Annotated in this window: 7 protein-coding genes; 1 reads left to right on the top strand and 6 read right to left on the bottom strand. The window is 73.4% G+C overall.

Annotated features, from left to right (window positions below; all coding sequences use genetic code 11):
- Positions 1–84: 84 nt before the first annotated feature.
- The 6 genes from ACQEVM_RS34365 to ACQEVM_RS34340 form a co-directional block, all read right to left on the bottom strand.
- A complete protein-coding gene (locus ACQEVM_RS34365) occupies positions 85–1722 on the bottom strand; it encodes an FAD-dependent oxidoreductase (protein ID WP_433085915.1) in 1638 nt (545 codons plus the stop codon).
- A gap of 235 nt (positions 1723–1957) precedes the next feature.
- Complete coding sequence (locus ACQEVM_RS34360) at positions 1958–3706, bottom strand: AfsR/SARP family transcriptional regulator (protein ID WP_433085913.1); 1749 nt, start codon at positions 3704–3706, stop codon at positions 1958–1960.
- A gap of 342 nt (positions 3707–4048) precedes the next feature.
- A complete protein-coding gene (locus tag ACQEVM_RS34355; RefSeq protein WP_433085911.1) occupies positions 4049–5608 on the bottom strand; it encodes an aspartate aminotransferase family protein in 1560 nt (519 codons plus the stop codon).
- A gap of 10 nt (positions 5609–5618) precedes the next feature.
- Positions 5619–7265: an MFS transporter gene (locus ACQEVM_RS34350; RefSeq protein WP_433085909.1), complete on the bottom strand. Its 1647-nt coding sequence runs from the start codon at positions 7263–7265 to the stop codon at positions 5619–5621.
- A 13-nt stretch (positions 7266–7278) separates the two neighbouring features.
- Positions 7279–8142 (bottom strand): alpha/beta fold hydrolase, encoded by an 864-nt coding sequence (locus ACQEVM_RS34345; RefSeq protein ID WP_433085907.1) that lies wholly within the window; start codon positions 8140–8142, stop codon positions 7279–7281.
- Positions 8139–9503, bottom strand: a complete 1365-nt coding sequence (locus ACQEVM_RS34340) for an FAD-dependent oxidoreductase (RefSeq protein ID WP_433085905.1) — start codon at positions 9501–9503, stop codon at positions 8139–8141. The genes ACQEVM_RS34345 and ACQEVM_RS34340 overlap by 4 nt, the downstream gene beginning before the upstream one ends.
- A gap of 480 nt (positions 9504–9983) precedes the next feature.
- On the opposite strand from ACQEVM_RS34340, the gene ACQEVM_RS34335 reads away from it, so the two are divergent.
- Entirely contained in the window at positions 9984–23579 is a 13596-nt protein-coding gene (locus ACQEVM_RS34335; RefSeq protein WP_433085903.1) for an SDR family NAD(P)-dependent oxidoreductase, read from the top strand.
- Positions 23580–23591 lie beyond the last annotated feature (12 nt).

The following is a 23591-nucleotide window of genomic DNA, read 5'->3' as shown; positions in this document are numbered from 1 at the left end:
GCCCCCGGCCCGAGGGGTTCTCCCTCGGACCGGGGGCCCGGTCGGTGCGCCGGCCCCGTGGGTCGGGGCAGGTCTGCCCGCGGATCAGGGCAGTCTGATCGACAGGGTGTGGCGGAACACGTTCCGCGGGTCCCACTGGTTCTTCGCCGCCTGGAGGCGGCAGTAGCCGTCCTTGAAGTACAGGTGGTGCCAGGCGATCCCCGAGGTGTTGAGGGTCGAGTCGGCCAGGTCGGCGTCGGCGTAGTTGATGAACGCCCCGTCGTTGACCACGCCCGGGCGGGGGACGCCGCCGGTCGCGGCGTGGACGTCGCGGTAGAACTCCCGGATCCAGGCGAGATTCGCGGCGTCCTCGGCCGGGGTGGCCCAGAGGTTGACGAACAGCATCTTGATGATCGAGTCGCGCTGTGCGGTGGCCGTCGCCGAGCCGGCCGGCACGTTGGCCGCGGCGCCGTAGCCGGCGATCTCCACGAGCGCCGCGGAGTTGGTGTAGTCGTTGCGCGTGAGGTGCTTGTAGAACGCCTTGATCTGCGCGGCCGGCATGGTCTTGCGCAGGTAGGAGGACTTGGCCTTGAAGCGGCCCTTGCCCTCGAAGCCGGAGCCGCCGAGACCCGGCCAGTGCAGGACGTTGTACAGCCAGTCGACGCGCCGGCGGGTGTCCACCCGGTACGTCAGGCCCGTGCCGGCGACGATCGCGGCGAGGTAGTCGTCGAGGAGCTGGTCGGCGTTGGGCAGGGCCGAGTCGATCTGCGAGCTCATCAGGAACTCGCCGGCCAGCTTGTGCCGCGGCTTGATCGCGCTGAAGAGCTTGGCGTACGGGGAGGTGGCCGAGGAGTTGTCCTCGTGCCACTTCGTGAAGTTGTGCAGCAGCCGGGTGAACGCGACCTCGGTCATGCCGGTCCAGGAGAAGGCGACCTCGGAGATGATCAGCTCGCGCGGCGCCTTGGGCAGGAACAGGGCCGGGTCGGTGGAGGTGGTGTTGGGGCTGCGGAACCAGTAGCGGGTGACGATGCCGTAGTTGCCGCCGCCCGCGCCGGTATGCGCCCACCACAGTTCGCGGTTCGGGTCGTTCGCGTCACGGGTGGCGACGACCTTGCGGGCGACGCCCGCGCTGTCCACGTGCACGACCTCGACGGCGTACAGGTGGTCGACGGTGACTCCGTGGGAGCGCGCCAGCGGACCGTACCCGCCGCCCGGTATGTGACCGCCGACGGAGACCGTCGGGCAGGTGCCCCCGGGGATGGTGACGCCCCAGGTGTTGTAGAGGGTCTCGTACACGCTGCCGAGCTGGGCGCCCGCCTCGACCGCGACGGCGCGACGGCTCGCGTCGTGGGCCACGCCGGTCATCGCCGAGATGTCGATGAGGACGCGGATGTTGGCGTTGCTCGTGAAGTCCTCGTAGCAGTGGCCGCCGCTGCGGACGGCGAACCGGACCCCGCGGTCGAGGGTCTCCTGCACCGCCTGGACCACCTGGTCCGCCGTGCTCGCGACCAGCACGTAGTCGGGGGTGCCGACCCAGCGGCCGTTGGCCCCCGCGACCAGGCTCGCGTAGCGCGGGTCGGACGGCGCCACCGTGACCAGGGAGGTCGTGGCGATGCCGGCGGCGGCCGTCGGCTCGGCGGCGAACGCCTCACCCGCCCAGCCACCCAGTGCGGGCAGAGCCAGGGCTGCGCCGCCGGCGGCCGCAGTGTGTCTCATGAACACCCGGCGGGAAACTCCGGTCATCAGCGTGTACCTCCACGAAGAAATGGTTCTGGAGTCACGGAACTCGACATCACGCCGCACACCGGCTGGAGGCGGGGTGGAGTCAATGGCCGTCAATCCCTTTGAAACGCAGATTATCGGCCAGATTCCATCGTGAAGTAATCCGTGGCCAATTCCGCTTGTGGAGGTCCGATTCAATTGGTAAGGGCATCGAAAATGCGGGAATCCCGCGCCCCGGATCCGGGGTCGGACGGCGTCAGACCGCCCAGACCCCGGTGGGGGCCGGCCCGCGTTCGCGCAGGACCCCGAGCGACCCGCCGAGCGGGACCTCCAGTGCCTCGCGGGTGGCCTCGCAGAGCTGGATCTCGCCGGCGGGCGAGAGTTCCAGCAGGCACTGGCAGGTGTCCAGCAGCGCGCCGTTGACGGAAGGCGCGGCGGAGGGGTCGTCGGGACGGAAGCGGACCAGCGCGTTGCCGGTCGCGACGGCGGCGTGCAGGGTCAACCCGTACCAGGGCGAGGGGTTCAGGGCGCCGTCGGTGGCCGGATCGGTGAGCCGGTCGCGGATGGCCGCCGCCGCGCGGACCGCCCGCAGGGCGCTGTCCTCGTCGCCGCCCGCGCGGAAGAGGCCGAGGGAGACGGCGCCGATCGAGGTGACGGCGTCGCCGCCGAAACGCTCGATGCGGCGGCGGGCGACGGCGTTGACGCTCTCGAACACCTCGTCCATGAACTCGGGTGCGGCGCCGGGTCGTTCCGCGGTGATCCGGGTCTGCACGAGAAGCACGCTGATGCGCCGGCGCTCGGTGACCACGGACCGGGACAGGGGCTGGGGGGCGGGCTGCGACCGTCTGACCGACCCGGCGCGCGGCGAACCCGGTCGCTCGGCCAGCAGCAGGCCGCGGGGGTGGGTGGGCACGGCGGCCAGCGTCCGCCGCCGGTCCTCGCGCGGGTCCGCGTACCGCTGCTCGTACCGCTCCTCGTACGACTCCTCGCGCAGGTCGTCACGATGGTCGACGCGGCGGTCCTCGCGCAGGTCGTCGTCGCGGTCCTCGCGGAGATCCTCGTGCCGGTCCTCGCGCGGGCTCCGGGACCGGTCGTCACGGCGGTCCTCGCGGTGCTCCCGGTCCTCGTGCCGCTGCTCGTGGCGCTCCTCCCCGGGGGCCGTCCCGCGGCCGGCCGGGCGGGTCTCCCGGATGTCCTCGCGCCGGCGCACCTGTCCCCCGGGGACGCCGACCGGGGCCGAGCCGCCGAGGACGACCGCCGCGGGGGCGAGGTTCAACGTCGGGTCGTGGGCCAGGATCGCCTGCTGGAGGCGGCGCAGTTCGTGGCCCGGTTCGAGGCCGAGGTCCTCCACGAGCGTGACCCGGATGCGGTTGTAGACGCCGAGCGCGTCGGCCTGCCGCCCGCAGCGGTAGAGCGCCAGCATCAGCTGTCCGGAGGCGCGCTCGCGCAGCGGTTCCGCCTCGACGGTGGTCTCCAACTCGCCGAGGACGGTGTAGTGCTGGCCGCAGCGCAGCTTGGCCTCGAAGTAGTCCTCCAGGACGTCGAGGCGGGTGTTCTGCACGGCCGTGAGTTCCGGCCACATGGTGCCGGTCTCGACCAGGTCCGACAGGACCGGGCCGCGCCACAACTCCAGTGCCTCGCAGAACCGGTTGGCGGCCTCGTGCGGGGAGCCGCCGGACAGCAGGGCGCGGCCCTGGCGCACGCGCCGGCGGAAGAGGTGGAGGTCCACGTGGTCGGGATCGACGCGGATCATGTAGCCGGGCGCCCGGGTGACGAGCTCGGCGGGCGCCCCGTCGAAGCCGGGGTCGCACTGGTTCAACATGCCGCGCAGTCCCCACACGGCGTTCTGAAGGATCTTCCGCGCCGTGACCGGAGCATTGTCGGTGCTCCAGAGCGCGGCCAGCAGTTGGCTGGTGGGAACGACCTGATTGGCCTGCAACAGCAGGTATCCCAGTGTGGCGCGCGGCTTGGTGCCACCGAGCGGTACCGGCTGGTCAGCGGACATCACTTCCAGCGGACCCAACATCCGAAAGCGCATATCTCCCCCGGTCCTGCGGCTGATAGCTCATGCTCACTCGACCGGAAGATTACAAACCAACACGCCGGTTTGTCAAAAGGTTAGATGAGCACATCGGAAGGTCGAGAAGGGTGATTCCGACGCCCGATCGAGAGCCGTCAACTTCGGTAAAACAAAAGGCCAGAGGGCCCGGGAGGGGGGATCCCGGGCCCTCTGGCGGTGTGGCGACCACGGGGGGTCGGTCGCCACACGGGAGGATTGCTCATCGGCCACTCAAGGGGTTCGCGACTGAATCTCGACCCCTAAACAGCACGAGCGGTCTGATATTGATCAGGCGATCGGTGCGAGGCTCGCGCCATCCGTGTCCCGGATGATCACGCACACGTCGCGGAGCGCCGCTTCCAGCCGGCCGATCTCCTCGTCCGTCAGGTACACCGACGGCTCGAACCGCAGGGTGTTCACGGCGCTGGAGGTGGGGAACGTCCGGATCCGGTGCGCGCGGAGCATGTGCCCGGCGACGAAGTACCCGAAGAACCCGCTCTGGGCGACCGCCTTGAGCGGCTCGGCCGCGGAACCCGACTGGTCGTGGAACTCCAGCCCCAGCATGAGGCCGCGACCGCGCACGTCCTTGACCGTCTCGGGGAAGTCGTCCCGGACGGAGCGGAGCATGGCGAGCAGCCGCTCGCCGCGCTCGGCCGCGCGCCGGTAGACCTCGCCGTCGTCGGCCTCCATCAGTTCGAGCACCTTGAGGGCGATCAGACAGGAGAAGCTGTCCTTGGCGAACGTGGAGCTGTGCGCCAGCTCGAACTGGCCGCGGTAGAGCGGCTTGCGCACGAGCATGACGGCGGCCTTGGCGATGCCGCCGCCCAGGCTCTTGGCGAGGGTGTAGTAGTCTCCCCGCAGCCCGAGGTGGGTGGCCGCGAGGAAGCTGCCCGTGCGACCCATGCCGGTCTGCACCTCGTCGATGACGATCGGGATCCCGGTCTCCGCGCAGACCTCCTGGATCTCGTCGGCGAACTCCCGACTCAGCTCGTGGATGCCGCCCTCGCCCAGGACGGGCTCCAGGACGAAGGCCACGAAGAGCGGGAAGGCCCGCTCCACGACCTGGACCTGACCGCCCTCGACGACGAGGTCGAGCAGGTGGGCGCGCTCCTCGTCGATGATCTTGCGGATCGTGCCGGGCCGGTCGCGCGGCACGAATCGGGACTGCGCGGCCAGCGCCTTGAACGGCAGCCGGTAGCCCTCGTTGTGGGTGAGCTGCACGCTGCCGGCGAGCTTGCCGTGGAAGCCGCCCTCGGGGACGAGGAAGAGCGGGCTGCGCCCGCGCTGCGCCTCGTTGCGGGCGAGGACGTCGGCGACCAGGTCCTCGAAGGACTCGGCGACGGCGCCCGGGACGCTCGCGGCGCCGGCCTCGACCTGTCCGCGCACGTCGGCCAGGTGGGCGGCGATCTCGTCGGAGAGCGCCGTCAGACGCAGGCCCCGGTCGAGTTCCGCGTGCTTGATGGCGGCCTCGACGGCCTCCGCCCCGCTGTTGGCGAAGATGGCGTAGTACTGCTCGTCGTCACCGCGTTCGCGCTGGATGATCCGGTTGAGGACCTCGGCGACGTCGTTGGCGTACGGGTGCCGGGAGAACTGCGCGTGGACGGGCGTCTGCGCGTCCAGCAGTTCCTTGGCGTACGCGTTGATCCCGGGGTGGTTGTGCCCCAGCATCAGCGAGCCGTAGCCGCCGACGTAGTCCAGGACGGGGATCTCCCGGCCGTCCTCGTCGCGCAGGTGGAGGGTGTTGCCCTCGCCGCGCACGTACTCGGCGTCCAGGCCTCCGGAGGCGAGCACCCCCAGCAGGAAGGGTTCCGCGTACTCGGTCGTGGCCGTGGTGGGTTCGGCGGTCATGTCATCCCCTTCAGGCACGGGTGGTGGACTCTTCGCGGACCGCGGCGGCCGGCTGCGCACCGGGCTCCGGCTCCGCGGTCCCGGCCCGCTCCGGCTCGGCCGGGGCCTCGGCGGTGGGCGCGCCGATCGCGGGGATGTGGCGCAGCAGGGCGAGGACGATGACGCCCGTGACGACGGCCAGTGCGGCACTGACCCAGGCGGTGGCCTGGAATCCGGAGGTGAACGCGTCGCGCGCGGCGGCCACCAACTGGGCGCCGAGGTCGGCGGGGAGGGAGGCGGCGGCGTCGGTGGCGCCGCCGACGGTGTCCCGGGCGGCCTCGGCGGCCTCGGCCGGGATCCCGGCCGGGGTGTTGTCGTCGACCGCGCCGCGGTAGACGGCCACGGCGATGGACCCGGTCACCGCGATGCCCAGGGCGAGCCCGAGGTCGTACGCGGTCTGCCCGGTGGCGGCGGCCGAACCGGCCTTCTCCGGCGGGGCCGCGCCGGCGGCCAGGGAGGTGCCGAGGACGCTGATCGGGGCGACACCGAACATGATCACGGCGAGGCCGAGGGCGGCGGGCACGATGCCGTCCTTGTCGGGGCCCGCGATCCCGGTCAGCCAGAAGCCGACCAGGGTGACGACCAGGCCCGCGGTGATGACGAAGGCGGGCCGGATCCGCTTGGCGAACACCGGGGTGAGCTGCGAGCCCAGGATCAGGCCGGCGGCTCCGGGGAGCAGCCAGACGCCGGCGGCCAGCGGGCTGAGTTCACCGGCGACCAGCAGGTACTGCGGGACGAGGTACTCGACGCCGTTGAGCGCCATCATGCCGAACAGCAGGGTGAGCAGCGCCCCGGTGAAGGCGCGGGTCCGGAACAGCCGCATGTCCAGCAGCGGGGCCTCCAGCGCGTTCTGCCGGCGGACGAAGAGCACGGTGAAGACGGCGCCGATGAGCAGGGCGGCCAGGTTGGCCAGGCTCCAGCCGATCTCGGCGAACTTCTTGACGGCGTAGACGATCGGCAGGATCGCCGCCAGGAACAGCACCACGCTGGCGAGGTCGATCCGGCCGGCGTTCGGGTCCTTGTACTCGGGCAGCAGCGCCGGCGCGAGCAGCAGGGGAACGAGCATGACGGGGACGCCCATCAGGAAGACGGACCCCCACCACCAGGAGTCGAGCAGGACGCCGCCGATGACGGGGCCGACGGCGATGCCGACGGAGAGCGCGGTGACCCAGGTGGCGATGGCGGTGGCCCGCTGCCGGTCGTCCTTGAACATGTGGATGATCAGCGAGAGCGTCGACGGGAGCACGGCGGCGCCGGCCACGCCGAGCAGCGCGCGCGCCACGATCAGCATCTCCGGGCTGGTCGCGTACGCCGCGAGCAGCGAGGAGACGATCACGCCGAGCGAGCCCAGGATCAGGAGCTTGCGGCGACCGATCCGGTCACCGAGGGTTCCCATGACGACAAGGAATCCGCAGGTCAGGAACCCGTAGATATCCGTGGTCCACAGCAGTTGCGAGCTGGTGGGCCGCAGGTCGGCCGTCACGTAGGGGGTGGCCAGCCAGAGCACGCCCAGGTCGGCCGTCATCAGTGTCACCGGCAGCAGCAGGACCAGCAGTCCGAGCCACTCCCGCGGCCCGGCCCGCAACTCCACCGCGGGGGCGGCGGTGTTCGAAGTCATGGTTGTCCCTTCATCAGTTTTCAGTCGGTGTTGCCGGGGGGACCGTGCGGACCCGCCGGATGATCTCGGCGGCGACCGTGTCGGGGTCCTGTTGCGGCTGCCAGTGCGAGGTCTTCTCCAGCGTCACCAGCCGGTAGGGGCCGGTGACGTGCTCCGCGGTCCGCTCGACGGCGAGTTCGCTGACGGCCGTGTCGGTGCGGCTGTAGACGAAGGTCGTCGGGACGGCGACCGGGCCGAAGGCGAGGTCCTCGCCGAGCAGGTTGTTGGCGCGGTACCAGTTCAGGGCCGCGTCGAGTACGCCGGGAGCGGTGTGGGTGGTGACGTACCGGGCGATCTGGGCGTCGGTCAGGACGCCCTCGCCGACCTGGTTGAACCAGCCGTGCAGTTCGACGGCGTCGTTGGCCAGGAAGTGGTCGGCGGCGCCGGCGGAGACGAGGAACTCCACGTACTGGGAGCTGTGTTGCTGCTCCTCGTCCACCCGGTAGGCGTGCTGGTACGCGTCGAGGTGCGGGATGGCGAGCGCGGTGAGCGTGCGCACCCGGTCGGGCCGGCGCGCCGCCAGGTACCAGGCCACGGCCGCGCCCCAGTCGTGACCGACGACGTGGGCGTCGGCGACGCCGAGCGCGTCGAGGATGCCGAGGGCGTCGGCGGCGAGGTGTTCGAGGCGGTACGCGTCGATGCCGGTCGGGCGCGCGCCGTCGGAGTAGCCCCGCTGGTCGGGAGCGATGGTGCGCAGCCCGGCGGCGTGCAGCAGGGGTGCGGTCTCGGTCCAGGACTCCTTGTTGTGGGGGAAGCCGTGGAGCAGCAGGACGGGTTCGCCGTCGGCGGGGCCGTCGACGGCCACGTCGAAGGTCAGGTCGTTCAGGGTGATCCTCACGGCTGCTCCTGGACCGCGGCGATGGCGGCTTCGATCTCCGGGTCGTGCAGGACGGCCGGGGAGTCGACGAGGCCGATGACCCGGGAGTACGCGCGGGCCACGGCGTCGTCGCGGGACGCGGCCTCCTGGACCTGGGCGATGAAGGCGTGCGCCAGCTGGACCTCCTCGGTCCGCTCGCCCTCGACCTCGGGGAAGCTGAGGTCGGCGCCGACGGCCATCTCCCAGCAGCCGTCGACGGCGTCGGCGGCGAGGTCCTTGAAGTACGCGATCGGGTCGGGTCGCCGGGACTCGGCGGTGTGCCGGCGCAGCACGAGCGAGCCGAGCGCGGAGACGGTCATGCCCTGCGCGTAGCTGGGGTTGAAGCTGCAGACGGCGTCGCCGATGACCAGCAGGCCGGCCGGGAAGTCGGTCAGGCGCTGGTAGTGGCGGCGCAGGTTGGTCGGGAACTTGTACGCGACGGGCTCGTCCAGCGGCTCGGAGACCTTGAGCACCTCGTGGATGTCGGGCGCGGCCAGCGACTCGATGAAGGCGTGGAAGCCCTCGGGGGTGGTGGCCGGGTGGTCGCCGAGGATGCCGTAGGCGGTGACGATGGAACGGCCGCCGTCGATCTTCTGGCAGATCGCGCCGCGCGGGACGCCGGCGGAGGCGACGGTGTTGATGGAGATGTTGCCCTCGAACGCCTCGTCCGGGACCCGGTAGTAGCGGGTGGTGTAGCCGAGGCCGATCTTGTGCTTCTCCTCCTCGACGGCGTCGAAGCCGAACTCCTGGAGCCAGACGGAGGTGCGCGAACCGCGACCCGTGGCGTCCACGACCAGGTCGGCCTCCACCACCTCCTCGACGCCGTCGCGGCGCACGACGACCCCGGTGACCTCGCGGCGGTCCTCGCCGGTGACCAGGCGGAGGATGTCGGCCTGCTCCAGGAAGGTCACCTCGGGGAGCGCGAGCACGCGTTCGCGTATGTGGCGCTCCAGGAAGGGACGGCTGGAGGTGAGGGCGAACAGGCCGGAGTGGACCTGCCGCAGGCGCTTGCCGTTGATGATCCAGCGGACGTCGTCGGCCACGTCGCCGAGCTGCGCGCCGGCAGCCTTCATGTCCTCGGTGATGCCGGGGAAGTACTCCTCGACGATCTGCTGGCCGCGCGCGAGCAGACCGTGCAGGTGGTGGCCCTGCGGCAGGCCCCGGCGGAGTTCGTTCGGTCCCGTCAGCTCGTCGCGGTCCACGACGAGCACCTCCGCGAAGTTCTCGGAGAGGGCGCGGGCGGAGAAGAGTCCCGCCATGCTCCCGCCGAGGACGACCGCGCGACCTCCGCGTGCGTTTTCGGCGGATCCGGGGTTGGCCCCTTGGGAAGATGCAGCACTCACAGCGATCAGCTCTCCTTGAATTCGCACGTCACTACAGCGCAGCTGGAGCTCACCGGATCGAATGCGTCCGAATGAAGCGCGTGAGCCCGCATTCACGGTAGCCAGGTGCGTTCCACCGGCCGCTCACTGTGTGGCAATGGCCAGGTCACCAGCCGTTCCGGCGGCCCTGGTTACCAGGCCATGACTGTCCACGAGGTCGCTTTCACTAGCCTGTGAACCCAGGCGCATCGAACCGGGGCGTATTTCTCCGGGCACGTCGAATCGGGGAACGTCGAAATTCCGGCGCATCGAATCCGGGCATGTGGAGCCGGGGGCGTGTGAGGCCGGGGCGTTGATCCGGCACGTGAATCCGGGCGCATTCGATCCGGGCGCATTTCCTCCGGGCGTATTTCCTCCGGGCGCGTTGAATCCAAGAAGGGGCAGCCGAGCGTGGTGACCAGTGAGCGGAATCCTGTAGCAGCCGGGGCGCACACCGAGCAGGTGGAGCAGATCGCTGTCGTGGGGCTGTCCTGCCGGCTCCCCGGAGCCGACGGCCCGGCCGCGTTCTGGGAGCTCCTGCGGAGCGGACGAGGTGCCGTCGACGAGGTGCCGCCGGGCCGTTGGGGGGTACCCGAGGACGCGGCTCCCGGTGACGGTCGGCAGCGCGGCGCGTTCCTGGACGGGGTCGACCGGTTCGACGCCCGCTTCTTCGGGATCTCGCCGCGCGAGGCCGCGGCGATGGACCCGCAGCAGCGGCTGGTGCTGGAGTTGGCCTGGGAGGCGTTGGAGGACGCGGGCATCGTGCCCGAGGCGCTGCGCGGCAGCCGTACCTCGGTGTTCGTCGGCACCCTGCGCGACGACTACACGAACCTGCTGTACCAGTACGGCACCGAGGCGATCACCCCGCACACGATGACCGGGGTGAACCGCGGTGTCATCGCGAACCGGGTCTCCTACCACCTGGGTCTCCGGGGTCCCAGCCTCACCGTGGACTCCGCGCAGTCCTCCTCGCTCGTCGCGGTGCACCTCGCCTGCGAGAGCCTGCGGGCCGGGGAGTCGGTGCTCGCGCTCGCGGCGGGTGTGAACCTGAACCTGCTGACGGAGAACGCCACCACGGAGGAACGATTCGGCGCGCTCTCGCCCGACGGGGTCACGTACACCTTCGACTCCCGCGCGAACGGCTTCGTGCCCGGCGAGGGCGGCGGGGTCCTGGTCCTCAAGCCGCTCTCGCTCGCCCTCGCGGACGGCGACCACGTCCACGGCGTGATCCGCGCGAGCGCCGTCAACAACGACGGCGCCACGCCCGGCGGTCTGACCGTGCCGAGCGCGGACGCGCAGGAGCAGGTGGTGCGCCTGGCGCACGAGCGGGCCGCGCTCGGCGCCGGCGAGCAGGTCCAGTACGTCGAACTGCACGGCACCGGCACGCCCGTCGGCGACCCGATCGAGGCCGCCGCGCTCGGCGCCGCGCTCGGCGCGGACCGGGAGCCCGGGGACCCGCTGCACGTCGGTTCCGTCAAGACCAACATCGGGCACCTGGAGGGCGCCGCGGGCATCGCGGGCCTGATCAAGACGCTGCTGAGCATCACCCACCGCGAGCTGCCCGCCAGCCTGAACTTCGCGAGCCCGAACCCGGGGATCCCGCTGGACGCGCTGGGGCTGGCGGTGCAGCGCGAGCACTCCGCCTGGCCGCACCCGGAACGCCCGTTGGCGGCGGGCGTCAGCTCCTTCGGCATGGGCGGCACGAACGCACACGTCGTGGTCACCGAGGGGCCCGCCGTTCCCGCGCCGCAGGAACCGACCGAGGCGGCCACCGAGGCGCTGCCGTGGGTGCTGTCGGCCCGGTCGGACGAGGCGCTGCGCGCGCAGGCCGGCCGGCTGGCCGCGTTCGCCGCCGCCGACGGCGCCCCCGACCTGGTGGACACCGCCTTCTCGCTGGCGACCACCCGCACGGCGTTCGAGGAGCGCGCGGTCGTGGTCGGCACCGACCGGTCGGCGCTGGTGGAGGGGCTGCGGGCGCTGGCAGGGGGACAGCCGGGCGCCGGGGTGGTCCGGGGCGCGCCGGCCGCGGGCACGACGGCGTTCCTCTTCACCGGCCAGGGCGCGCAGCGTCCGGGGATGGGCGAGGAACTGTACGCGGCCTTCCCGGTGTTCGCGGAGGCCTTCGACGCGGTCGCCGGGGCGCTGGACCCGCTGCTGAAGCGTTCGATCCGCGAGGTCATCGCCTCCGGTGAGGCGCTCGACGAGACGGGCAACACCCAGCCCGCGCTGTTCGCGGTGGAGGTGGCCCTCTACCGGCTCGTGGAGTCCTGGGGTCTGACCCCGTCCCATGTCGCGGGCCACTCCGTCGGGGAACTGGCCGCCGCGCACGTGGCGGGGATCCTGTCCCTGCCGGACGCGGCGAAGCTCGTCGCCGCCCGGGCGACGCTCATGCAGGCGCTGCCCGCGGGCGGCGCCATGATCGCCGTGCAGGCCACGGAGGCGGAGGTGCTGCCGCTCCTCGACGGCCTGGCGGACCGGCTGTCCATCGCCGCCGTCAACGGCCCGACCTCCGTCGTCGTCTCCGGCGACGAGGAGGCCGCCCTCAAGGTCGCGGGGGAACTCGCCGAACTGGGCCGCAAGACCAAGCGCCTGACGGTCTCGCACGCCTTCCACTCGCCCCACATGGACGCGATGCTCAAGCCCTTCCACAAGGTGGCGAAGGGCCTCACCTACAACGAGCCGCGGATCCCCGTCGTCTCCACCCTCACCGGCGAACTCGCCTCCGGGGACGACCTGCGCACCCCCTGCTACTGGACCGACCAGGTCCGCGGCGCCGTCCGGTTCGCGGACGCGGTCGCCGCTCTGCGGTCGCTGGGCGCCGACTCCTTCCTGGAAATCGGCCCCGACGCCGTCCTCAGCGCCCTCGCCGAGGGCACCCCGGCACTCCGTGCGGGGCGTCCCGAGGTGCAGACGCTGCTGACGGCCGTCGCGACCGCGTTCACGCACGGCGCCGACGTCGATTGGGGCGTGCTGTACGCGGGGACCGGCGCCCGCCGGGTCTCCCTGCCCACGTACGCGTTCCAGCGCCGCCGGCACTGGTTCGACGCCACCGCCCGCACGACGGCCCCGCTGCCCCTCCCGGGGGCCGACACCGCCGAGGAGCGGGCCGCCGGCCCGCGCGGCGAGCTGGGTGCTCGGCTCGCCCGGTTGTCCGAGGCGGAGCGGGACCGCGCCGTCTCCGAGCTGGTCACCTCGCACGTCACCGCGATCCTGGAGTACGGGCCGGACGAGGTGCTGGAGTCGCGGACCCCGTTCCAGAAGCTCGGCTTCAGCTCGATGATGACCACGGAGCTGCGCAAGGCGCTGGCCGAGGCCACCGGCCTGCGGCTGCCCGGCGGGCTACTGTTCGACCACCCGACGCCGTTGGCGCTCACCGCGTTCATCGGGGCCGAGCTGGCCGGCGCGGCGGTGTCGGCGGAGGAGTTCACCCGTCCCGCCGACGCCGACGAGCCCATCGCGATCGTCGGCATGGCCTGCCGGTTCCCGGGCGGGATCTCCTCCCCCGACGAGCTGTGGAAGCTGGTCGCGGAGGGCGGCGACGCCGTCTCCGGGTTCCCCGTCGACCGGGGCTGGGACGAGGACCTGTACGACGCCGACCCCGACCGCCCGGGCAAGAGCGCGGTGCGGCGCGGCGGCTTCCTGCACGACGCTGCCGAGTTCGACGCGGGCTTCTTCGGCATCTCGCCGCGCGAGGCGCTCGCGATGGACCCGCAGCAGCGGCTGCTGCTGGAGACCGCCTGGGAGGCCGTCGAGCGCTCCGGGATCCGCCCGGAGTCCCTGCACGGCTCGCGCACCGGTGTGTTCGTCGGCGCGACGGCGCTGGAGTACGGCCCCCGGATGTACGAGGCTCCCGAGAGCGTCCGGGGTTCGGTGCTGACCGGCAGCACCACCAGCGTGATGTCGGGCCGGATCGCCTACCAGTTGGGGCTGCTCGGCCCGGCGGTGACCACCGACACCGCCTGCTCCTCCTCGCTGGTCGCCCTGCACCTCGCGATCCGTTCGCTGCGGTCGGGCGAGACCAACCTGGCCCTGGCGGGCGGCGCGACGGTCATGTCGTCCCCCGGCATGTTCGTGGAGTTCTCCCGTCAGCGCGGGCTCGCACCCGACGGCCGCTGCAAGTCCTTCGCCGCCGGCGCCGACGGCACCGGCTGGTCCGAGGGCGTGGGTCTGCTGCTCGTCGAGCGGCTCTCCGACGCCGAACGCAACGGACACACCGTCCTCGCGGTGCTGCGCGGCTCCGCCATCAACCAGGACGGCGCCTCCAACGGCCTGACCGCCCCCAGCGGTCTCGCGCAGCAGCGGGTCATCCGCCAGGCCCTGGCCGACTCGGGTCTCACCGGCTCGGACGTGGACGCCGTGGAGGCGCACGGCACCGGCACCAGGCTCGGCGACCCGATCGAGGCCGAGGCCGTCATGGCCACCTACGGCAGCGACCGCGAGGGCCTGGCCCCGGTGTTCCTCGGCTCGCTGAAGTCGAACATCGGCCACGCGCAGGCGGCGGCCGGCGTCGGCGGCGTCATCAAGATGGTCCAGGCGATCCGCCACGGCGTGCTGCCCAGGACCCTGCACGTGGACGCGCCGTCCCCGCACGTGGACTGGTCGGCGGGCGCCGTGGAGCTGCTCACCGGGGAACGGGCGTGGCCCGAGACCGGTCGGCCGCGCCGCGCGGCCGTCTCCTCCTTCGGGATCAGCGGGACCAATGCCCACGTCGTCATCGAGCAGGCCCCCGAGACCGCGCCCGCGGCCTCCGTCGAGGCCCCGGCGGCGCCGGAACTGCCCGCGCCCTGGCTGCTGTCGGCCCGCGACCCGAAGGCGCTGCGCGCCCAGGCCGAGCGGCTGCGCGCCCACGCCGCCGCTCCCGACACGGACCTCGCGGACGTCGGGCTGGCGCTCGCGGCCGGCCGTACCGCCTTCGAGCAGCGCGCCGTCGTCCTCGCCGAGGACCGCGACGCCCTGCTCGCCGGCCTCGACGCGCTGATCGCGGGCTCCGACGCGCCCGCCGTCGTCACCGGCTCTGCCCCGAGCGCCGGCCGGACCGCCTTCCTCTTCACCGGCCAGGGCGCCCAGCGGCTCGGCATGGGCCGTGACCTGTACGCCCGCCACCCCGTCTTCGCCCGCGCCCTCGACGCGGTGTTCGCCGCCTTCGAGGGGCTGCTGGAGCGGCCGTTGCGCGAGGTGCTCTTCGCGGCGGAGGGCGGTTCCGACGCCGCGCTGCTGGACGAGACCACCTACACCCAGCCCGCCCTGTTCGCGGTGGAGACGGCCCTGTTCCGGCTGCTGGAGCACCACGGGGTGGTGCCCGCGCTGCTGGCCGGGCACTCGATCGGCGAGCTGTCCGCCGCGCACGCCGCCGGGGTGCTGACCCTGGCGGACGCCGCGAGGCTGGTGGCCGCCCGCGGCCGGTTGATGCAGTCGGCCCGTCCCGGCGGCGCCATGATCGCCGTCCAGGGCACGGAGGCGGAGATCGTCGCCTCCCTCGCGGGCCACGAGGACGCGGTGTCCGTCGCCGCCGTCAACGGCCCGTCCTCCGTGGTGATCTCCGGTGACGAGGACGTCGCCGAGGACGTCGCCGCGCGGTGGCGGGAGCAGGGCCGCAAGACGAAGCGCCTGACCGTCTCGCACGCCTTCCACTCCCCGCACATGGACGCGGTCCTGGAGGAGTTCCGCGCGGTCGCGGCCGACGTCGCCCTCGCGGCGCCGACCATCCCGATCGTGTCCACCGTCACCGGCGCGGTCGCCACCGAGGCCGAACTGACCTCCCCCGACTACTGGGCCGGACAGATCCGCGCCGCCGTCCGGTTCCTGGACGCCGTCCGCGAGCTGGCCGCGCAGGGCACGACCCTGTTCGTCGAGGTCGGCCCGGACGCCGTGCTGACCGCCCTGGCGCAGGGCGCGCTGGAGGGCACCGGGGCCGTGGCCGTGCCGCTGCTGCGCGCGGGCCGCCCCGAGGCCGACACGCTCACGGCCGGCCTGGCCCGGGTGTGGACCGCCGGTGGCACCTTCGCCGCGGGGACCTTCTTCCCGGGCGCGACGCCGGCCCCGCTGCCGACGTACGCCTTCCAGCGCGAGCGGTACTGGCTCGCGCCGACCGCCTCCACCGACGCGCGCAGCCTGGGGCTGGACGCCTCGGAGCACCCGTTGCTCTCCACGAGCGTGGAGTTCGCGGACCGCGAGGACGCCCTGTTCACCGGGCGGCTCTCGGTGGGCTCCCACCCGTGGCTCGCGGACCACGCGATCGGCACGACCGTGCTGGTGCCCGCGACGGCGTTCCTGGAGCTGGCCGTCGCGGCCGGCGACCACCTCGGCGTCACCCGCGTCGAGGAACTGACCCTGGAGGCCCCGCTGCCGCTCGTCGGACGCGAGGCCGTGCGGGTACAGGTCGCGGTGGGCGCCCCGGACGCGTCCGGGGTGCGGCCCTTCTCCGTCCACGCCCGCCCCGACGGCGGCGAGGGCGCGGCCCGGCCGTGGACCCGGCACGCGACGGGCGCCCTCGCGGAGGCCGTCGCACCGGCCGAGGACGCGGACCTGTCCGCGTGGCCGCCGGCCGGCGCGAGCGCCGAGCCGCTGGACGGCGTGTACGAGCGGCTCGCCGCGCTGGGGTACGCGTACGGCCCCGCCTTCCAGGGCCTGACGGCGCTCTGGCGCGCCGGCGAGGACCTGTACGCCGAGGTGCGGCTGCCCGGGGAGCACCGGGAGAGCGCCGGCCGGTTCGGCGTGCACCCGGCGCTGTTCGACTCGGTGCTGCACCCGCTGGTGCTGGACGCTGCCGTGGAGGGCGAGAGCGACCGGATCCGGCTGCCGTTCGCCTGGTCGGGGATCTCCCCGCACGCGGCGGGCGCCGCCGAACTGCGGGTGCGGATCTCCCCCGCCGGCACCGACACGTACCGTCTGACGCTGGCGGACGGGGCGGGCGCGCCCGTCGCGGAGGTGGACGCGCTGACGTTGCGCCCCGTCGCCAAGGACGCCCTGACCTCGGTCGCGGGCGGCGCGAACGACTCGTTGTACGAGGTGCACTGGCAGCCGGTGACCGCCGCCCGGGCGTCGGTCGACTGGACCGAGGTGGGCGGCGACCTGGCGCCGGCCGCGGGTGCGACGACCGTGCTGGTCCGGCACACGGGCTCCGGCGCCGAGGGCGCCGAGGGCGCGCACCTGGCCACCCTGCGGGCGCTGGCGCTGGTCAAGGAGTGGCTGGCCGACGAGCGGTTCGCCGACTCCCGGCTGGTGTTCGTCACCAGCGGCGCGGTCGCCGCGCTGCCCGGCGAGGACGTCACCGACCTGGACGCCGCCCCGCTGTGGGGGCTGATCCGCTCCGCGCAGTCCGAGCACCCGGACCGCCTCGTGCTCGTCGACACCGACGGCGCGACGGACGACGCGACGCTCGCCGCGGCCCTCGCCACCGGGGAACCCCAACTCGCTCTCCGCTCGGGTGAGTCGTTCGCCCCCCGGCTGGCCCGCGCGGCGGCGATCACCACCCCCGAGGTGCCCGTCCTGGGGGCCGGGGGAACCGTCCTGGTCACCGGCGGCACCGGCGGCCTCGGCGCGCTCTTCGCCCGTCACCTCGTCACCGGGCACGGGGTCCGGCACCTGCTGCTCAGCAGCCGGCGCGGCCCGGCCACCCCGGGCGCGCGGGAGCTGGCGGCCGAACTGGGCGCGCTCGGCGCCGAGGTGAAGGTGGTCGCGGCGGACGCCGCCGACCGCGCCTCGGTGGCCGCGCTGCTCACGGCCGTGGATCCGGAGCACCCGCTGTCGGCCGTGGTGCACACGGCCGGTGTGCTGGACGACGCGACGATCGAGTCCCTCACCCCGGAGCAGGTGTCCTCGGTGCTGCGGCCCAAGGTGGACGCGGCCTGGAACCTGCACGAGTTGACGAAGGACCTGGACCTGGCGGCGTTCGTCCTGTTCTCCTCGGTGTCGGGTGTCACCGGCACCGCCGGTCAGGGCAACTACGCGGCGGCCAACACCTGGCTGGACGCCCTCGCCGCGCACCGCCGCTCCGCCGGTCTGGCCGCGACCTCGCTGGCCTGGGGCCTGTGGGACTCCAGTCATGGCATGGGCGCCGGGCTCACCGACGCAGACCTGGCCCGCTGGGACCGGGCGGGCATGACCCCGCTCACCCCCGCGCAGGGTCTGGCCCTGTTCGACACGGCGCTGAACTCCACCGCACCGCTGCTGGTGCCCGTCGCGCTGAACCCGGCCCGGCTGCGCACCGGTTCCGAGACGCCGCCCGCCCTGTACCGGGGGCTGGTGCGCACCCGGACCCGGCGCGCCGGACAGGCCGGCGCGGGCACGGACGTCGCGTCGGGCTGGGCCGGGCAGATCGCCGGCCTTCCCGAGGACAAGCGGGCGGAGGCGGTACGGGATCTCGTACGGTCCACGGTCGCCTCGGTCCTCGGGCACGCGGGCGCCGCCTCCATCGACCCCGAGCGGGCCTTCAGCGAGATCGGCTTCGACTCGATGGCCGGCGTGGACCTGCGCAACCGGCTCGGGTCGGCCACCGGCCTGCGTCTCCCGGCGACGGCGGTGTTCGACCATCCGACGCCGGGCGCGCTGGCCGCGTACCTGCTGTCGAAGGTCTCGGCGGACGACGCGCCGGCGAAGACCGTCAGGGCCCGCGCCAGGGGCGCCTCGGACGAGCCGATCGCCGTCGTCGGGATGGCGTGCCGCTTCCCGGGCGGGGTGCGCTCCCCGCAGGACCTGTGGCGGCTCGTCGCCGACGGGGTGGACGCGGTCAGCCCGTTCCCGGTGAACCGCGGCTGGGACCTGGAGGGCCTGTACGACCCGGACCCCGAGCGGACGGGCACCTCGTACGTCCGTGAGGGCGGCTTCCTGCACGAGGCGGACCTCTTCGACCGGGAGTTCTTCGGGATCTCCCCGCGCGAGGCGACCGCGACCGACCCCCAGCAGCGGCTGCTGCTGGAGACGGCGTGGGAGACCTTCGAGAGCGCGGGCATCGACCCGGCGCTGCTGCGCGGTTCCCACACCGGTGTCTTCACCGGCGCCATGTACGACGACTACGCCTCGCGGCTGCCGTCGGTGCCGGAGGAGTTCGAGGGCTTCCTGCTCGCGGGCAACCTCTCCAGCGTCATCTCCGGCCGGCTGTCCTACACGTACGGGCTGGAGGGTCCGGCGGTCACCGTGGACACGGCCTGCTCCTCCTCGCTGGTGGCCATGCACCTCGCGGCGAACGCGCTGCGCTCCGGTGAATGCGATCTGGCGCTGGCGGGCGGCGTGACCGTGATGAACGGCCCGAACACGTTCGTGGAGTTCTCCCGCCAGCGGGGCCTGTCGCCCGACGGGCGCTGCAAGTCCTTCGCGGCGGGCGCCGACGGCACCGGCTGGAGCGAGGGCGTCGGTCTGCTGCTCGTGGAGCGGCTCTCCGACGCGCGGCGCAACGGGCACACCGTGCTCGCGGTGATCCGCGGCACCGCCGTCAACCAGGACGGCGCGTCCAACGGCCTGACCGCCCCCAACGGTCCGGCGCAGGAGCGGGTCATCCGCCGGGCCCTGGCCAACGCGGGTCTGGCCTCGGCCGACGTGGACGCCGTGGAGGCGCACGGCACCGGCACCACCCTGGGCGACCCGATCGAGGCGCAGGCCCTGCTGGCGACGTACGGCCAGGACCGGCCGGAGGACCGGCCGCTGTACCTCGGCTCGTTGAAGTCGAACATCGGGCACAGCCAGGCCGCGGCCGGCGTCGGCGGTGTCATCAAGATGATCGAGGCGATGCGGCACGGGGTGCTGCCCCGGACCCTGCACGTCGACGAGCCGTCCCCGCACGTGGACTGGGAGGCGGGCTCGCTGGCGCTGCTGACCGAGGAGACCCCCTGGCCCGAGGCGGGCCGCCCGCGCCGCGCGGGCGTGTCCTCCTTCGGCATCAGCGGCACCAACGCGCACGTCATCATCGAGCAGCCGCCGGCGGCGCCCGCCCGCCGCGGGCCCGCCCCGGAGCCGGAGGCGGCCGGTGTGCTGCCGTGGCTGGTGTCCGGCAAGGACGAGAAGGCCGTCGCGGCGCAGGCGGCGCGGCTGCACCGCTTCGTCCTCGACCACCCGGAGCTGTCCCCCGCCGACATCGGCTTCTCGCTGGCCACCGGGCGCGCCGTGCTGGAGCACAGCGCGGCCGTCGTCGGCGCGGACCGGGAGACCCTGATCCGGGGTCTGTCCTCGCTGGCGCACGGGGAGTCCGCGTCGAACGTCGTGCGGGGCCGCTCGGCCCGGCCCGGCAAGACCGCGTTCCTCCTCACCGGCCAGGGCAGCCAGCGGCTCGGCATGGGCCGCGAGCTGTACGCCGCGAACCCGGTCTTCGCGAAGGCGCTGGACGAGGTGTGTGCCCGGTTCGACGCGGAGCTGGCCCGCCCGATCAAGGACGTGCTGTTCGCTCCGGAGCACTCGGCGGACTCGGCGCTGATCGACCAGACCTCCTTCACCCAGGCCGCGCTGTTCGCCATCGAGGTGGCCCTGTACCGGCTGTTCGAGCACCACGGGTTCACCCCCGACTTCCTGCTCGGCCACTCCATCGGAGAGGTGACCGCCGCCCACCTCGCGGGGGTCCTCGAACTGGGCGACGCCTGCTGCCTGGTCGCCGAGCGCGGCCGGCTGATGCAGGCCGCCCGTGAGGGCGGTGCGATGGCCGCGATCCAGGCCGGCGAGGAGGCGGTGCGCGCCTCGATCGCCCCGTACGGCAACGCGGTCGCCATCGCCGGGGTCAACGGCCCCGACTCGATGGTGATCTCCGGTGACTCGACGGTCGTCGACGAGATCTGCGACGCCTGGCGGGCGAAGGGCGCCCGCACCAAGCGGCTGCCGGTCTCGCACGCCTTCCACTCCCCGCACATGGACGAGGTGCTGGAGGAGTTCCGCGAGGTCGCCGGCGGGCTGACGTTCCACGCGCCGCGCATCCCGGTCGTCTCCAACGTCACCGGCACCCTCGCCACGGCCGAACAACTGACCTCCCCGGAGTACTGGTCCACCCACATCCGGGAGGCCGTGCGGTTCGCCGACGGCATCCGGTACCTGGAGGCCCAGGGCGTCACCGACTTCCTGGAGTTGGGCCCCGACGGGGTGCTGACGGCGCTCGCGCAGGGTTCCCTGGAGCAGGAGGCCGGGGCATTGGCCCCGGCGCTGCGCCGGGACCGGCCCGAGACGGAGACCGTCGTCGCGGCGATGGCCCTGTTGCGGATGCGGGGGGCGAAGCCGGACTGGTCGAGGCTGTTCCCGGGCGCGCGGACCGTCGCCCTGCCGACGTACGCCTTCCAGCACGAGCGGTACTGGCTGGACGCCCCCGAGACCCCGGCCGACGCGGCCGGGCTGGGGCTTGCGGCCACCGGTCACCCGCTGCTGGGCGCGGCCGTCGGGTCGGCGCACCGCGACGAGTACCTGTTCACCGGGCGACTCTCGCGCCGCACCCACGCCTGGCTGACCGAGCACGCGGTGTACGGGACGGTGCTGGTCCCCGGTACCGGGCTGGTGGAACTGGCGGCCCGGGCGGGCGAGCAGCTCGGGGTCGACCGGGTCGAGGAGCTGATGCTGTCGGCGCCGCTGGTGCTGCCCGAGCAGGGCGGTACGCAGGTCCAGGTCGTGGTCGGCGAGGCCGACGGGACGGGCCGCCGCACCGTGGAGGTCTTCTCCCGGACCGACGACGGCGACCTGGCCGCCGACCGGCCGTGGACGCTCAACGCGAACGGGGTGCTGGCCCCGTCGGCCGGCGCCCCCGCCGGTGAGCCGCTGACGGCCTGGCCGCCGGCCGGCGCGACCGAGGTCCCCCTCGACGGTGTGTACGAGCGGCTCGACGCGCTGGGGTACGCGTACGGCCCCGCCTTCCAGGGGTTGACGCGGCTGTGGACCGCGGGCGACGAGGTGTACGCCGAGGTGCGGCTGCCGGACGCCGGTCGGGCGGACGCGGGACGGTTCCTGCTGCACCCGGCGCTGCTGGACGCGGCGCTGCACCCGCTGCTGCCCGGAGTCGCCTTCGCATCGGGGCAGGCACGGCTGCCGTTCTCCTGGTCCGGGGTGAGCGTCCACGCCGTGGGAGCGTCGGTGCTGCGGGTACGCCTGACGCTGTCCGGGCGCGACAGCGACACGCTGGCCGCCTCGCTGGCGGTGGCCGACGGGACGGGCGCCCCGGTGGCGACCGTCGAATCGCTGCTGCTGCGGCCGGTGTCGAAGGAGGCGCTGCGCGAGGCCGCGTCGACGGCCCGGGACGGATTGTTCCGCGTCGCGTGGAACGCCCTGCCGGTCTCCGATCCGGTCGCGGGCACCTCGGCGGGCTGGGCCGTGGTCGGTGACCTCGCCGTGCCCGGTGGTCTCCCGTACGCCGATCTGGAGGCGGTGGCGGCGGCCGGACCGGTGCCCGCCACGGTGGTGCTCGTTCCGGGCGCCGTCGAGGGCGAGCCGGCCGAGGCCGCGCGGGCCGCGTTGCGCGAGACGCTGTCCTCGGCACAGTTCTGGCTGGGCGACGAGCGGTTCGAGAGTTCCACGCTGGTGGTGGTCACCCGGGGCGCCGTCGCCACGGCGGGCGAGCCCGTCACCGATCTGACGCACGCGGGCGTGTGGGGTCTGCTGCGCGTGGCGCAGACGGAGAACCCGGGGCGGATCGTCCTGGTGGACCTGGACGGCGACACCCTGCCCGCCTCGGCCCTGGCCTCGGGCGAGCCGCAGATCGCGGTGCGCGGCGAGCGGCTGTTCGTGCCGCGTCTGGCCCGTACGAGCCAGGACGCGCGGGCGGTGACGCCGCGTTGGGACCGGGGAACGACCCTGATCACCGGCGCGACGGGCGCGCTGGGCGGCGTACTGGCCCGGCACCTGGTCACCGAACACGGCGCGCGACACCTGCTGCTCCTCAGCCGACGCGGCATCGACGCCCCCGGCGCCGAGGAGCTGCGTACGGAGCTGACCGGGCTGGGGGCCGAGGTCACCGTGGCCGCCTGTGACGTCACCGATCGGGATTCGCTGGCCGGGGTGTTGGCGGCGATCCCCGCCGAGCAGCCGCTCACCGGGGTGATCCACACGGCCGGTGTGCTGGACGACACCGTCCTGTCGGACCTGACGCCGGAGCGGCTGGAGAAGGTCCTCGCGCCGAAGGTCGACGCGGCCTGGAACCTCCACGACCTCACCAAGGACCTGGACCTGTCGGCCTTCGTCCTCTACTCCTCCGTCGCCGGTCTGATCGGCAACGCCGGCCAGGCCAACTACGCCGCCGGCAACACCTTCCTCGACGCCCTCGCCCAGTACCGGCAGGCCAACGGCCTCCCGGCCACCTCACTGGCCTGGGGCCTGTGGGCCCAGGCCTCCACCCTCAGCGGCTCCCTCGAAGAGGCCGACCTGCGTCGCCTCGCCCGGCTCGGCCTGTTGCCGCTGTCCTCGGCGGACGCCATGGACCTCTTCGACGCGGCCCCCGGCACCGGCGAGGCGGTCCTGGCCGTCACCCGGCTCGCGGTGGAGGCCCTGCGCAAGCAGGGCGACCGCCTGCTGCCGCTGCTGCGGGACCTGGCTCCGGCCGGACCGCGCCGCGCGGTCGCGGGTTCCGGGTCCGGGGCGGGTACCGACGGTCCGTCGCTGGCGGAGCGCCTGGGCGCCCTGCCGGAGGAGGAGCGGCTCGCGACGCTGACGGATCTCGTGCGCGGTCAGGTCGCCGGGGTGCTCGGGCACACCGACCACACCGGCATCGACGCCGACCGCGCCTTCCAGGAACTGGGCTTCGACTCGCTGACCGCGGTGGAACTGCGCAACCAGCTCAACACGGCGACGGGTCTGCGCCTGCCCAGCACCCTCGTCTTCGACTACCCGAACCCGGCGGCCCTGGCCGCGTACCTCCGCCGGCAGATCACCGTCGAGGAGGTGTCGGCGGCCACTCCGGTGCTGTCGGACCTCGACCGGTTGAAGTCCGCCATCCACGCCGCGTCCTCGGACCGGGAGGCGTTCGACCAGATCACCGGCCGGCTGCGGGAGCTGCTGGACATCGCCGACTCGGCGGGCGGCGGCAAGCCGGACGAGGCCGATCACCAGGACCTGGACGGGGCGAGCGACGAGGAACTCTTCGCGCTCCTCGACGACATGGACTGAGCGACACGGAGC

Source organism: Streptomyces sp. CA-243310 (assembly GCF_050936775.1).
Taxonomy (GTDB): Bacteria; Actinomycetota; Actinomycetes; order Streptomycetales; family Streptomycetaceae; genus Streptomyces.
The sequence above is the reverse complement of the archived record's forward strand: the minus strand, read 5'-3'. Positions and strand labels throughout refer to the sequence as shown.

What these genes read in the sequence shown, in the direction of transcription:
- ACQEVM_RS34365 (WP_433085915.1), bottom strand. Translation starts at nt 1,722, where the DNA reads ATGACCGGAGTTTCCCGCCGGGTGTTCATGAGACACACTGCGGCCGCC.
- ACQEVM_RS34360 (WP_433085913.1), bottom strand. Translation starts at nt 3,706, where the DNA reads ATGTCCGCTGACCAGCCGGTACCGCTCGGTGGCACCAAGCCGCGCGCC.
- ACQEVM_RS34355 (WP_433085911.1), bottom strand. Translation starts at nt 5,608, where the DNA reads ATGACCGCCGAACCCACCACGGCCACGACCGAGTACGCGGAACCCTTC.
- ACQEVM_RS34350 (WP_433085909.1), bottom strand. Translation starts at nt 7,265, where the DNA reads ATGACTTCGAACACCGCCGCCCCCGCGGTGGAGTTGCGGGCCGGGCCG.